Origin of the sequence: Terrabacter sp. BE26 (assembly GCF_041941675.1) — a bacterium.
GTDB lineage: Bacteria > Actinomycetota > Actinomycetes > Actinomycetales > Dermatophilaceae > Terrabacter.
In genome coordinates this window covers 863486-876451 of record NZ_CP090122.1, presented here as the reverse complement: position 1 = coordinate 876451, position 12966 = coordinate 863486, and the positions used below count along the sequence as shown (strand labels likewise).

Here is a 12966-nt window from a genome sequence, read left to right as displayed (position 1 = left end):
GGCCCGACCTGCTGATTCGAGCGGCAGGCACCACCTGACGTCACGAGCAAGAACTGCGCAACTTCCTGAGCGCGAATGCAAGAAGTTGCAGCCCAGGTCTGGCGCGATGTCCGATCTGGGCGTTACGTTCTCCTCCGGTGGTCGAGCGTCCAGTCACGGGCGGGAGCGACCGAGCCCACAAAGGAGTGCGCATGCGCCGTCGCCCGGCCCTGTCCGTCGCCAGCATCTCGGCCCTCGTCCTGGCCGGACTGGCCGTCCCGCTGACGGGGACACCCTCAGCCCGGGCCGAGGCGCCTCGCACGGCGACTCTCGTGGGCTCCCTGCAGAGCGAGCTGGGGTGCAGCGACGACTGGCAGCCCGACTGCACGAGGACGGACCTCACCCTCGAGCCCGGCACGACGACGTATGCCGCCGAGTTCCGCGTGCCTGCCGGCAGCTACGAGCTCAAGGTCGCCATCAACCACTCGTGGGCCGAGAGTTATGGCCAGGACGGCGGCAACGTGCCGCTCGTCCTCGCGGGTCCCGCCACCCTGCGCTTCACCTACGACGACACGACGCACGCGGTGGGGATCGCCCCGACCGACCTGCCGGGGGCAGCGACCGCGGCCGACGCCAAGCTGGCCTCGCCGTCGCTGCGCAACCTCGCGACGAGGGAGCGTTTCTACTTCGTCATGGCCGACCGCTTCGCCAACGGGGACACCGCCAACGACCGGGGTGGCCTGACCGGCGGACCGATGACCACCGGCTTCGACCCGAGCAACGAGGGCTTCTACCACGGCGGCGACCTCAAGGGCCTGACGAGCAAGCTCGACTACATCAAGGGCCTCGGCACCACGGCGATCTGGCTCACGCCGTCGTTCAAGAACCGCCCCGTCCAGGGCGCCGGCTCCGACGCCAGCGCCGGCTACCACGGCTACTGGATCACCGACTTCACCCGGATCGACCCGCACCTCGGCACGAACGCCGACATGAAGACGCTCATCTCCGCCGCGCACGCGAAGGGGATGAAGGTCTACTTCGACATCATCACCAACCACACCGCCGACGTGATCTCCTACGACGGCGGCACCTACACCTACGTCAACAAGGCGACGAAGCCCTACAAGGACGCCCAGGGCAACGCGTTCGACGACGCAGCCGTGGCCGGCAAGCCGGCCTGCACCGGCGCTGCCACGGTCCCGGACTGCTTCCCGGCGATGTCGGCGGCCACGTCCTTCCCCTACGTGCCGAAGGTCGCCGACGCCGACAAGGACGCGAAGGTCCCGGCGTGGCTCAACGACCCGACGCTCTACCACAACCGCGGCGACTCGACGTATGCCGGTGAGTCGGCGACCTACGGCGACTTCTCGGGGCTCGACGACCTCTTCACCGAGAACCCCAAGGTCGTCTCCGGCATGGAGGACATCTACAAGTCCTGGGTCGACTTCGGCGTCGACGGCTTCCGCATCGACACCGTCAAGCACGTGAACATGCAGTTCTGGCAGGCCTTCTCGCCTGCGGTCCTCGACCACGCCAAGGCCACGGGCAAGAAGAACTTCTTCATGTTCGGCGAGGTCTACGACGGCAACCCCTCCTACACCAGCCAGTTCACGACGCAGGGCAAGCTGCCGGCGACGCTCGACTTCGGCTTCCAGGGCGCGGCGCTCGGCTTCGCGCAGGGCAAGGCGACGACCGGCATGCGTGACCTGTTCGCCGGCGACGACTACTACACCGACACCGACTCCAACGCCTACGAGCTGCCGACCTTCCTCGGCAACCACGACATGGGCCGCGTCGGGGCGATGCTCCTGGCGGGCGGCGCCAAGGGCGCCGACCTGCTCGCCCGTGACCAGCTCGCCACCTCGCTGATGTTCCTCACCCGCGGCCAGCCGGTCGTCTACTACGGCGACGAGCAGGGCTTCACCGGGCCGACCAGCGACTTCGGTGACAAGCGGGCACGCCAGGACATGTTCGGCACGCAGACGCCGATCTACCAGGACGACGTCATCGTCGGCAGCGACAAACCGGAAGGCGCCGCGGCCCACTACGACACCAACGCCCCGCTGTACCGGCAGATCAAGGCGCTCTCCGCCCTGCGCGCCGCCAACCCGGCGCTCGCCGACGGCGCCCAGGTGCACCGCTACGCCTCCGACGCGGCCGGCATCTACGCCTTCAGCCGCATCGACAAGGCAGCCAAGCGCGAGTACGTCGTGGTGGCCAACAACGCCACGACCGCCAGGACGGCGACCTTCTCCACCTACTCCGCCCGCTCGAAGCTCGTGCCACTCCTCGGCGCCAGGTCCGACCTGCGGGTGGCTGGCGACGGCCGGGTCACGGTGACCGTGCCGCCGCTGTCGGTGGCCGTCTACCGCGCCGACGGCACCATGGCGAAGCCGAAGTCGGCGCCCGCGATCTACCCGACGTCGCCCGGCGCGGGCGGCGTGGTGGGCGGCCGCGCCGAGATCGGTGCAGCCCTGCCAGGCAACACGTTTGCCGAGGTGACCTTCCTCCAGCGCCCGGTCGGCACGTCCACCTGGACGCCGGTCGGCACCGACGACAACGCCCCGTACCGCGTCTTCCACGACGTGTCGGGGGTCGCCAAGGGCACCCTGCTCGAGTACCGCATGGTCGCCAAGGACATCGCGGGACACGTGTCCGCCACCTCCACCTACGGCATCGTCGGTCAGCCGGCGAGTTCGGGCGGCGGCAGCACCGGCGGCGTCGGCCCCGTCACCCAGCCCGGCAACGTGAGCGTCCCGGGCAACCACAACTCGGAGATGGGCTGCCCCGGAGACTGGCAGCCGGGCTGCACGCAGGCCCAGCTGGCCCTCGACCCCAAGGACGAGATCTGGAAGGGCTCCTACGACTCGATCCCCGCCGGTGACTACGAGTACAAGGCCGCCATCGACAAGTCGTGGGACGAGAACTACGGCGCCGGCGGCGCCAAGGGCGGCGGCAACATCGGCTACACCGCACCCGGCGGGAAGCGCGTCACCTTCTACTACGACCACCGCACGCACTGGGTCACCAGCGACGCCCAGGGCCCGATCATCACGGCGCCCGGCAGCTTCCAGAGCACGTTGGGCTGCCCCGGTGACTGGGACCCCTCGTGCATGCGCTCCTGGCTCGAGGACCAGGACGGCGACGGGACGTACACGTTCACGACCGACCAGATCCCGGCCGGCAGCTACGAGTTCAAGATCGCCCACGGCCTCGGCTGGGACGAGAACTACGGTGCGGGTGGCGCCCCCGGTGGCGCCAACGTCGCCTTCAGCGTCCGGGCCGACGGCGTCCTGACGACGATCACCTACGTCCTGTCCACGCACGCGATCTCTGTCAAGACCAGCCGGGCCGGCGCCGCTCCGGACCTGACGAAGTCCAAGGCCTACGTCGTGGGTCCCGACCTCGTGGCATGGCCCGCCTCCGCACTGCCGGCCGGCACCGATCCGGCAACCCTCTCGTGGCGCCTGCACTGGTCCGCCACCGGTGGCCTCGGGCTCGACGCCGAGGCCGTCACCGGAGGTTCCGTGGCCGGCCTGACCCGCGACCCGGCCGGCCTGCCGGCGTCGCTCGTCGCCGCCCACCCCGAGCTCAAGGGCTACGTCGCCCTGCGTCTCGACAAGGCCACCACCAGGAAGCTGCCGGAGATCCTCGAGGGTCAGGTCGCCGTCGCGATGTACGACTCCACCGGGTCGTTGCTCGACGCCACCGGCGCCCAGACGGCCATCGCCCTGGACGCCCTGTATGCCGCGTCCGCGCGAACCCGCTCCTACGGCGTCAGCGTCGCCGGCTCCGGCAAGGTCGGCTTCCGCCTCTGGGCGCCCACCGCGCAACAGGTGACCCTGCTGACGTGGCCGGCCGATAGCGCCGACCAGCCCGTCGACACCGCGCGGCGCACGGCGATGACGCGCGACAGGTCCGGGGCGTGGAGCGCCTCGCTCGGCGCGTCGGCGCGAAACGCCCGCTACCTCTACGAGGTCAAGGTGTGGGCGCCCACCACCGGCAAGGTCGAGACCAACGTCGTGACCGACCCCAGCTCGGTGGCCCTCACCCTGAACTCGACCCGCTCGGTCGCCGTCGACCTGCGCGACCCGGCGTTCATGCCGACGGCGTGGCGCACGACGCCCTCGCCGAAGCTCGCCCAGCACGTCGACTCCACGATCTACGAGCTGCACATCCGGGACTACTCCATGTCCGACGCGAAGGTCCCGGCGGCGCTGCGCGGCAGCTACCTGGCCTTCGCGGCCGACGGCGACGGGCGCGCCCACCTCAAGGCGCTGGCGAAGGCCGGCCTCAACACCGTCCATCTGCTGCCGAGCTTCGACATCGCCTCCATCGAGGAGGACCCGGCCAAGCAGGAGACGCCGAAGTGCGACCTCGCCGCCTACGCGCCCGACAGCGAGGAGCAGCAGAAGTGCGTGGGCGCGGTCGCCTCGAAGGACGCCTTCAACTGGGGTTACGACCCCTACCACTGGAGCGCACCGGACGGCTCGTACGCGTCGAGTGCCACCGCCGCCGACGGCGGCGCCCGCGTCGCCGAGTTCCGCACGATGGTGGGGGCGCTGCACCAGGACGGCCTGCGGGTCGTGCTCGACCAGGTCTTCAACCACACTGCCGCCTCGGGCCAGGCCGACAAGTCGGTGCTCGACAAGATCGTGCCCGGCTACTACCACCGACTCAACGCGAGCGGAGCGGTCGAGACCTCGACGTGCTGCCAGAACGTCGCCACCGAGCACGCCATGGGCGAGAAGCTCATGGTCGACTCGGTCGTGTCGTGGGCCCGCAACTACCACGTCGACGGGTTCCGCTTCGACCTCATGGGACACGCGAGCAGGGCCAACGTGCTGGCCGTGCGTGCCGCCCTCGACACGCTGACGCTCCAGAAGGACGGCGTCGACGGCAAGTCCATGTACCTCTACGGGGAGGGCTGGAACTTCGGCGAGGTCGCCGACAACAAGCTGTTCGTGCAGGCCACGCAGGGCCAGCTCGGCGGCACCGGCATCGGCACCTTCTCCGACCGGCTGCGCGACGCCGTCCGCGGTGGCGGGCCCTTCGACGAGGACCCGCGCCGCCAGGGCTTCGGCTCCGGCGAGGCGACGGACCCGAACGGGGCGGCCGTCAACGCCGAGGCGACGACCCGCCTGGCGAGCGACACCGACCTCGTCGAGCTCGGCCTCGCCGGCAACCTCCGGTCCTTCACGTTCCGCAGCCAGAAGAGCGGGGCCGTCGTCCGCGGCAGCCAGGTCGACTACAACGGTGCGCCGGCGGGATATGCCGACCAGCCGGACGAGGTCGTCAGCTACGTCGACGCGCACGACAACGAGACGCTCTTCGACTCGTTGACGTACAAGCTGCCCGTCGCGACGTCCATGCAGGATCGCGTCCGCATGAACACCCTGTCGCTGGCTACGACCGCCCTCGCGCAGACGCCGTCGTTCTGGCACGCCGGGGCAGACCTGCTGCGCAGCAAGTCGCTCAACCGCGACTCCTACGACAGCGGTGACTGGTTCAACCGTCTCGACTGGACGGGCGCCGACAACGGCTTCGGCCACGGCCTGCCGCCGCAGGAGCAGAACTCGGCGAAGTGGCCCTACATGAAGCCGCTGCTGGCCGACCCGGCGCTGAAGCCCAGCGCCGCGGACGTGCGCAGTGCCGACGCGATGGCCCAGGACCTGCTGCGACTTCGCTTCAGCACCAAGCTGTTCCGTCTCGGAAGCGCCGACGCCATCAACGCCAAGATCACCTTCCCGGTGTCGGGCACGGCCGACGCGAAGCAGGGCGTCATCGTCATGCGCATCGACGACACCGTGGGCGCCGACGTCGATCCGGCGCTGCGTGGGGCGATCGTCGTCTTCAACGCGACGCCCGACGCCGTCAGCCAGAAGGTGCCCGGCATCTCCGGGTCGGTGCAGCTGAGCCCGGTGCAGGCCAAGGGTGCCGACAGTGTCGTCAAGCAGGCGGCATACGACAGCGGCTCGGGCTCGTTCTCGGTGCCGGCGCGCACGGTGGCGGTCTTCGTCCAGCCGAACTGAGCGCCCCGTCCCGGAAGGCCGGTGCCCGCCTCGGCGGGTGCCGGCTTTCGCCGTGCGTCGCAACTGCCCTGTCGCGCGCCCGCCGCCCGGCATACGTTGGACCGGTGACGACTCCAGACATGACCTACCGCCAGGTCGGCGACAGCGGCCTCACCGTGTCCACCGTGGGGCTCGGCTGCAACAACTTCGGCCGTCGCCTCGACCAGGACGGCACCAACGCCGTCGTGCGCCAAGCCCTCGAGTGCGGCATCACCCTGTTCGACACCGCCGACATCTACGGCCTGGGGGCGAGCGAGGAGATGCTGGGTCTCGCCCTCGGCTCCGAACGGGAGAACGTCGTCGTCGCAACGAAGTTCGGCATGGACATGCAGGGAGCCAACGGGCCCGACTGGGGCGTGCGCGGCTCCCGCCGCTACATCCGCAAGGCGGTCGAGGCCAGTCTGCGTCGTCTCGGGACCGACTGGATCGACCTCTACCAGATGCACCGTCCCGACCCGAAGACGCCGATCGACGAGACGCTCGCGGCGCTCGACGACCTGGTCCGGGATGGCAAGGTGCGCTACCTCGGCAGCAGCAACTTCACCGGCTGGCAGGTCGTCGACGCCGACTGGACGGCCCGCGCGGCGGGGACGTCACGGTTCGTCTCGGCTCAGAACGAGTACTCGCTGCTCGAGCGCGACGTGGAGGAGGAGCTGGTGCCGGCGTGCGAGCACGTGGGCGTGGGACTGCTGCCCTTCTTCCCGCTCGCCTCCGGCCTGCTCACGGGGAAGTACCGCCGCGGTCAGGCGGCGCCCGAGGGCACCCGTCTCGCCGGGATGGCCGACCGGCTCGCCTCCGCCGACTGGGAGACTATCGAGCGGCTCGAGGCGTATGCCGCCGAGCGAGGTCTGCGCCCCATCGACGTCGCGATCGGCGGGCTCGCGGCCCAACCCGCGGTGGCCTCCGTCATCGCGGGTGCGACACGACCGGAGCAGGTCGTCGAGAACGTCCAGGCGGCCCTGTGGGTGCCGAGCGCCGAGGACCTCGCCGAGCTCGACGACATCACCGCTCCCGCCGCCTGACTCGCTCCCGGTCGAGGGGCCCAGCCGACGGGCCTCAGTCGACGGATACGTGGTGCTCACCCGAGGGCAGGCTCGCGGGGGTGGTGGCCGCCGGCCTCTCGGCCCGAAGGCTGTGGCGGTAGAACCACGCGCCGACGATGCTGAACGCCCCGGCGCACACCATCGCCAGCTGGGTGGACGTCCGGTCGGCGAGCACCCCGAAGAGGGGAGCGGCCACGCCGAACGCGACCGAGGCGACCATCGAGTTCATCGAGAGCACGGTGGCCCGGTTGCGCGCCTGCGCCTCGCGGTGCAGCAGGGCCGAGTGCATCGGTCCGGCCGACCCGTGCAGCAGGTAGGTCACGCCGTAGGCGGCGACCAGGGCTGCCGGACCGGCCACGAAGCCCATGACGACGGCACCGAGCCCGTTGAGGATGCGGGCGAGGATCGCGGTGCGGGCGACGCCCACGCGCCGGCTCGCCCACCCGGCCAGGGCGGCGCCGAGGGCGAAGACCGCCCACCCGGCCGCAGCGACCGGACCCATCAGGGCACCGGCGCGCTCCTCGCCGCCGACGAGCTCGGCGAGCCGGATCGGCTGGAAGGTCTCGAAGACGATCATCGCGACCGACCAGAAGAGCTCGACGGTCACGATGCCCCGCAGGACCACGTTGTCGCGCAGCATGCCGAGGCCCTCGCGCACCACGGCCGGGGACTGCTTGGCCGAGGCGAGGGCGCGCCGCGCCCCAGAGGTGTCGAGGTGCTCTGCGGAGGGCGGCTCGCGCAGGAGGATGAGCACCGCGAGGAGGTGCACGACGTTTAGCCCGACGAAGACGGCGACCGGCAGCACGAGCGCCGAGGCGTCCGCGAACGGATGCCACCAGACGAGTCCACCGGAGAGCAGCGCGCCGACCGCGATGCCGCCGCCCAGCGCGGTGCCCTGCGCCGAGAGCGCACCGTCGACGTCGGCGCCCGGCGTCGTCGCGTGCACGGTGTCGACGAACCAGGCCTCGAGAGGTCCCGAGTCCAGGGCCCGGAAGACGCCGGTGAGCACCGATGCGGCGAGGAAGGCCCAGAACGAGTGGGCCACGAGCAGGATCCCGCTCGCCACGACGTTGACCACGGCGGACACGACGAAGACCGGACGGCGCCCGAAGGCGTCGGCGAAACCGCTCGTCGGCAGTTCGAGCGCGAAGATCGTCAGGCCGGCGGCCGACGTCACCGTCATGGCCTGGCCCACCGTCAGGCCCCGCTCGAGCTGCCAGAGGGTGAGCAGCCCGACGACGAGGCCGACCGGGAACCAGCGGGTGAGGGTGAGCGTCAGGAAGACGCGGCGGGCCGCCGTGGGGGAGAGGACGGCATACGTGCTCGTCGCCGTTGTGCTCATCGGGACGGCTCGCGGCTGGTGTCAGCCGGGGGGCGGTCGAGGTCGAGCGGGTACGCGAAGGCGTAGACCGCGATGCGACGGGCCTGCGGGTTGCCCTGCCCCACGCGACGGTAGCGCTCGATGAGGTCCCACATCTCCTCGCGGAGCGACTCGAGCGCCTCGGGCGTGACCAGCACGGAGGCGTCGCTCGAGCCGCAGGCGTCCTGCCAGGCGGTGGGCCAGGTCGTGGAGACGTCGAGCCACTTGTCGTACTGCTCGCTGAAGTGGCGGGCGTAGTCGCGGGTGAGCCAGTTCAGGGCGGTCTCGGAGTCCTCGTCGCCCTCGAAGTCGCTCGGGTGCCACGAGTGGTACTCCGAGCTCGCCCGCCACAGCCGCCGCTTGCCCTCACCCTCCTCCGTGTCCTGGACCAGACCGACGGACTCGAGCTTGCGCAGGTGGTAGCTCGTGGCGCCGGAGTTGGTGCCGAGGAGCGTCGCGAGGTCGGTGGCCGTCGAGGGGCCGTGGCGTCGGAGGGCGCTGAGCAGGCGGGAGCGCAGTGGGTGGGCGAGCACGCGCAGGCTCTCGGGAGTGAGCCAGACGCTGTCGTCGGAAGGCGGGTGTGTGGGGTCCGGTGCAGCCATAGTGTGCACAATACCTTTGCACAGTATGGCTGCACAATAGTTCTGCACAGGTGGCCGGGAATGGTGTTTGCGCAGGTCAGCCCGCATGTCTCGGCCTCGGAGCAGCGATTTGGGCAGCAGACGGGGACCCCGTAACATGGATGAAGTTGTGCACCGGGCCGTCAGGCGAACCCAGCTCAGCCGCCGATCGAGAGCGAGCGCGCGGGCGACGCGGACCGAGCCCAGCGGCATTCACACTGCTCCACCATTTCAAGCGAAGGCAGACTCCATTGCGCACGTACACCCCGAAGCCCGGCGAGGTCACTCGCACGTGGCACGTCATCGACGCGACCGACGTCGTGCTCGGCCGTCTCGCGAGCCAGGCCGCTGTCCTGCTCCGGGGCAAGCACAAGCCGCAGTTCGCGCCGCACGTCGACACCGGTGACTTCGTCATCATCGTCAACGCCGACAAGGTCGCCCTCACCGGCGCCAAGCTCGAGCAGAAGAAGGCCTACCGCCACTCCGGCTTCCCGGGCGGTCTGCGGTCGACCTCCTACACCGAGCTGCTCGCCAAGAGCCCCGAGAAGGCCGTCGAGAAGGCCATCCGCGGCATGCTCCCGAAGAACTCGCTGGCTCGCCAGCAGCTCTCCAAGCTCAAGGTCTACCGCGGTGCCGAGCACCCGCACGCGGCCCAGCAGCCCGTCCCCTTCGAGATCACCCAGGTTGCGCAGTAAGCCCCCGGCTGCTGCGTAGAAAGCGACAAGACACGTGACTGACATCGTGAACGAGGACGTCCTCGACACCGACGAGCCCGAGCTGACCGAGTACACCAGCGAGTCCTCGACGTCCGACTCCGCCCTCGGTGAGCCCCGCCGCGCCCGCCAGGTCTCGACCCCCGGCGCTGCCACCGGCCGTCGCAAGCAGGCCATCGCCCGCGTGCGCATCGTCCCCGGCACCGGCGACTGGAAGATCAACGGCCGCACGCTCGACGCCTACTTCCCCAACAAGGTGCACCAGCAGATCGTCAAGGAGCCGCTGACGCTCCTCGAGCTCGACGGCTCGTACGACGTCCTGGTCCGCGTGCACGGTGGTGGCCCCTCCGGCCAGGCAGGCGCCGTGCGCCTCGGCGTGGCCCGCTCGCTGAACGCCGTCGACGAGGAGCTGAACCGTCCGGCCCTCAAGAAGGCCGGCTTCCTCACGCGTGACCCGCGCGTGCCCGAGCGCAAGAAGGCCGGTCTCAAGAAGGCCCGCAAGGCCCCGCAGTACTCCAAGCGCTGATCCTGGCAAGCCAGGCTCGTCGCTTGGCTCCAGTCGCGCTGATGCGTCGGCTGGCGCCGAGCATCACCGCTAGGCTCCAGTCGCGCTGATCCTGGCAAGCCAGGCTCGTCGCTTGGCTCCAGTCGCGCTGACGTCCGAAGCCCCCGAGCACTGCTCGGGGGCTTCGGACGTTCCCGACCGTCCTCGCCGACGCGTGCAGCCGGTGCTCCGAAGGTTGTCAGGCGTTCCCAAGATCGCATGGGACCCTCTGTGCATGCGCAGTCGGATCGTGGGCCAGGCGTGCCTGCTGGGGGTGGCCGGGGGCGCCCTCGCGGTCGCGTGGGTGTCGACCGGGTCGTCCCCGGGCCTGGTGGCGTGGTGGCTTGCAGTCGTGCTGTTCGGTGTCCTCCTGCCCGGGTGGGTGCTCACGCGCTGCCTCCGCAGCGGTCCCATCAGCGCCACGGACCTCGGATGGGCCGGGCCGGGCGGGCTGGTGCTGGCCCTGGCGACCTGGCTCGTGGGGCACCTCGTAGGTCACCCGCTACCAACTCTCGTCGTGGGCCCCCTGGTCGCGGGCGTGCTGCTCGCCGTGCCGGCGACCCGTCGGCGGGTCCTGGTGAGGTCAGCGGCCGGTGACGAGCGGACGCCCTGGCCGGCGTGGGCTGCACTCGCGCTGATCGTCCTCGCGCTCGTGCGCTGGATGTGGGTCCTGGGGCTGTCCAAGACGGCGCCCCGGCCGACCGCACGCTTCCAGCTCTACTACCAGGACCTGCTCTACCAGGCAGCGCTGACCGGCGAGGCGCGGCGCAGCCTCGTGCCCGGCTATCCCATGGTCAACGGCGAGCCGCTCGGATACCACTGGTTCTTCCACGCCGTCGCCGCGCAGCTGAGCGGCACGGGCCTGGACGACCTCGACGTCGTCACGCGCCTCCTCCCGTCTGTCCTGGTCGTCATGCTGGTGCTGCTCGCTGCAGCGGTGGGGCGCCAGGTGACGGGGCACTGGAGCGGCGGCCTCGGCGCCGCGGCAGGGGTCGCGCTCGTGCGCCCGGTCGCGTCGGACGTCTGGACCGAGGGCGGCCTCAGCCCCGTGCCCGGCTACTGGGAGGTGAGCCCCACGGCCCTGTTGGGCTGGGTCTTCGGCCTCGCCCTCGTGGGCTGCTTGATCGCCGTGCTCCGGCGGTCCGCCGACGACTCCCGGGCACCGGTAGCCCTGCTGCCCTTCTTCGCCGTCGGCGCCGCGGGTGCCAAGTCGGCCCAGCTGCCGGTCATCCTCGGCGGAGTGGCCCTGGCCGGGCTCGTCGCCCTTCTCCTCGAGCTGCGTCACCGGCGGGCCGCTCCCGGAGCCCTGAAGGGCCTGGTGCTGCGGTATGCCGTGTGTCTCGGAGTCCTCGTCGCCGTCATGGTCCTGGCCGTGCTGGTGATCTACCCCGGTTCCTACGGCCTGCGCCTGGACCCCAGCGCATGGCCGGCGGCGCAGTCCTCGCTGGTGTACGGACACCAGGTCACCGACCCGGGGGCCGAGACCACGGCAGTCCTCGTCAGCCTCCTGCGCCGGTGGGTCCCCACCCTGTTGCCGGCCCTCGGGCTCCTCGTCCTGCTACGGCGACGCCCCGGCGACCCGGCCGGGTGGATCGGAACCGGCACGGTGCTCGCGGGTGTCCTGGCCGCGATGGCGTTCACCCACCCCAGTGCCAGCCAGTACTACTTCACCATGGCGGCCCTGCCGATCGGGTACGCCCTGTCGGGCGCGGGGGTCGCGGAGCTCGTGAGGACCGAGCTGGGCCTGGGTGACGGGTCGGACAAGACGACGTTCGCACGGGTGCGAAGTCGCGGGCTCGTGCTGCTGGGCGTGGCGGCGGCCGGCCTCCTGACCGTCGCGGTCGTACGCCGGTTGCTCCCGTCGAGCGGTCGACGGCCGACGGACCTCGCCGGCCTGACCGGCACCGCCGAGATCGCCGGGACGTGGCTCGCGCCGACGCTGACGACCTTGGGCGTGCTGGTGCTGGTCGTCACCCTGGTGTGGCTCGTCGCGCGTCGCTCGCTCGACGTCCTGCACCGCGGCACCTGGGCCGCGCTGCTCGTGGTGGCCGCGGTGGGCGCGGGAGGCTTCGGGGTCCTGCAGTCGCTGGCCCCGCTGTCCGACCCGGGCGCGCCCCGGAGCGCCTCGCCGGCGACGGACCGGGCGAAGCGACCGGCGATCAGCCCAGCGCTGTTCCAGGCAGGCCAGTACCTCAGGTCGCACGCGTCGCCGAGCGACATCGTGGCGACCAACCGCGTGTGGAGCGGACTGTCCCCGGCCGGCCGCCGGGACAACCGCGACTTCTCCGTGTCGGCGCTGTCCGGACTGCGCACCGACGTCGGCGGCTACGGCTACGCCCCGCGACTGCTGGAGACGCTGCAGCCGGGCGTGCCCTACACGGTCGCCCCGTTCTGGGACCAGCCGCGCCTGGACGCGGAGCTGGCCCTGGTCCGGGCCCCCACCGCGGCGCGCTTGGAGGCCGCCTACCGGACCAAGGGGGTGCGCTGGATCGTCGCCGACGAGCGCTCCGGCCCCGTCTCGCCCGACCTGGGCCGCCTGACCGACGTCGTCAGTCGGGTCGACGGCGTGTGGCTGGCGCGGCTTCGGCCCGGTGGGGCCTGAGAGGGCGTGCGACGGGGGTGACCCGCAGGTGGGG

General features: G+C 71.2%; 7 protein-coding genes. 5 read left to right on the top strand and 2 right to left on the bottom strand.

Annotated features, from left to right (window positions below; all coding sequences use genetic code 11):
* Nucleotides 1-191: 191 nt before the first annotated feature.
* Nucleotides 192-6011: a pullulanase-type alpha-1,6-glucosidase gene (gene pulA, locus LQK93_RS04045; protein ID WP_374970286.1), complete on the top strand. Its 5820-nt coding sequence runs from the start codon at nucleotides 192-194 to the stop codon at nucleotides 6009-6011.
* A gap of 119 nt (nucleotides 6012-6130) precedes the next feature.
* Nucleotides 6131-7072 (top strand): aldo/keto reductase, encoded by a 942-nt coding sequence (locus LQK93_RS04040; protein WP_374971447.1) that lies wholly within the window; start codon nucleotides 6131-6133, stop codon nucleotides 7070-7072.
* A 34-nt stretch (nucleotides 7073-7106) separates the two neighbouring features.
* Here the strand turns inward: LQK93_RS04040 and LQK93_RS04035 are convergent, their stop codons facing one another.
* Together LQK93_RS04035 and LQK93_RS04030 are read right to left on the bottom strand one after the other, a co-directional pair.
* On the bottom strand, nucleotides 7107-8435 hold the full coding sequence (locus LQK93_RS04035) for an MFS transporter (protein ID WP_374970285.1): 1329 nt from the start codon (nucleotides 8433-8435) through the stop codon (nucleotides 7107-7109).
* A complete protein-coding gene (locus LQK93_RS04030) occupies nucleotides 8432-9055 on the bottom strand; it encodes an ArsR/SmtB family transcription factor (protein ID WP_374970284.1) in 624 nt (207 codons plus the stop codon). The genes LQK93_RS04035 and LQK93_RS04030 overlap by 4 nt, the downstream gene beginning before the upstream one ends.
* A 269-nt stretch (nucleotides 9056-9324) precedes the next feature.
* Here LQK93_RS04030 and rplM point away from each other — a divergent pair, with 269 nt between their 5' ends.
* The 3 genes from rplM (at nucleotide 9325) to LQK93_RS04015 (ending at nucleotide 12932) form a co-directional block, all read left to right on the top strand.
* The gene (gene rplM, locus LQK93_RS04025; RefSeq protein WP_142181460.1) at nucleotides 9325-9768 is read left to right on the top strand and encodes a 50S ribosomal protein L13; all 444 of its coding nucleotides are present in this window, start codon (nucleotides 9325-9327) and stop codon (nucleotides 9766-9768) included.
* A 34-nt stretch (nucleotides 9769-9802) separates the two neighbouring features.
* The gene (gene rpsI / locus LQK93_RS04020; protein WP_374970283.1) at nucleotides 9803-10312 is read left to right on the top strand and encodes a 30S ribosomal protein S9; all 510 of its coding nucleotides are present in this window, start codon (nucleotides 9803-9805) and stop codon (nucleotides 10310-10312) included.
* Between the two features lie 253 nt (nucleotides 10313-10565).
* On the top strand, nucleotides 10566-12932 hold the full coding sequence (locus LQK93_RS04015; RefSeq protein ID WP_374970282.1) for a hypothetical protein: 2367 nt from the start codon (nucleotides 10566-10568) through the stop codon (nucleotides 12930-12932).
* The last annotated feature ends 34 nt before the right edge of the window (nucleotides 12933-12966 follow it).

What these genes read in the sequence shown, in the direction of transcription:
- pulA (WP_374970286.1), top strand. Translation starts at nt 192, where the DNA reads ATGCGCCGTCGCCCGGCCCTGTCCGTCGCCAGCATCTCGGCCCTCGTC.
- LQK93_RS04040 (WP_374971447.1), top strand. Translation starts at nt 6,131, where the DNA reads ATGACCTACCGCCAGGTCGGCGACAGCGGCCTCACCGTGTCCACCGTG.
- LQK93_RS04035 (WP_374970285.1), bottom strand. Translation starts at nt 8,435, where the DNA reads ATGAGCACAACGGCGACGAGCACGTATGCCGTCCTCTCCCCCACGGCG.
- LQK93_RS04030 (WP_374970284.1), bottom strand. Translation starts at nt 9,055, where the DNA reads ATGGCTGCACCGGACCCCACACACCCGCCTTCCGACGACAGCGTCTGG.
- LQK93_RS04015 (WP_374970282.1), top strand. Translation starts at nt 10,566, where the DNA reads ATGCGCAGTCGGATCGTGGGCCAGGCGTGCCTGCTGGGGGTGGCCGGG.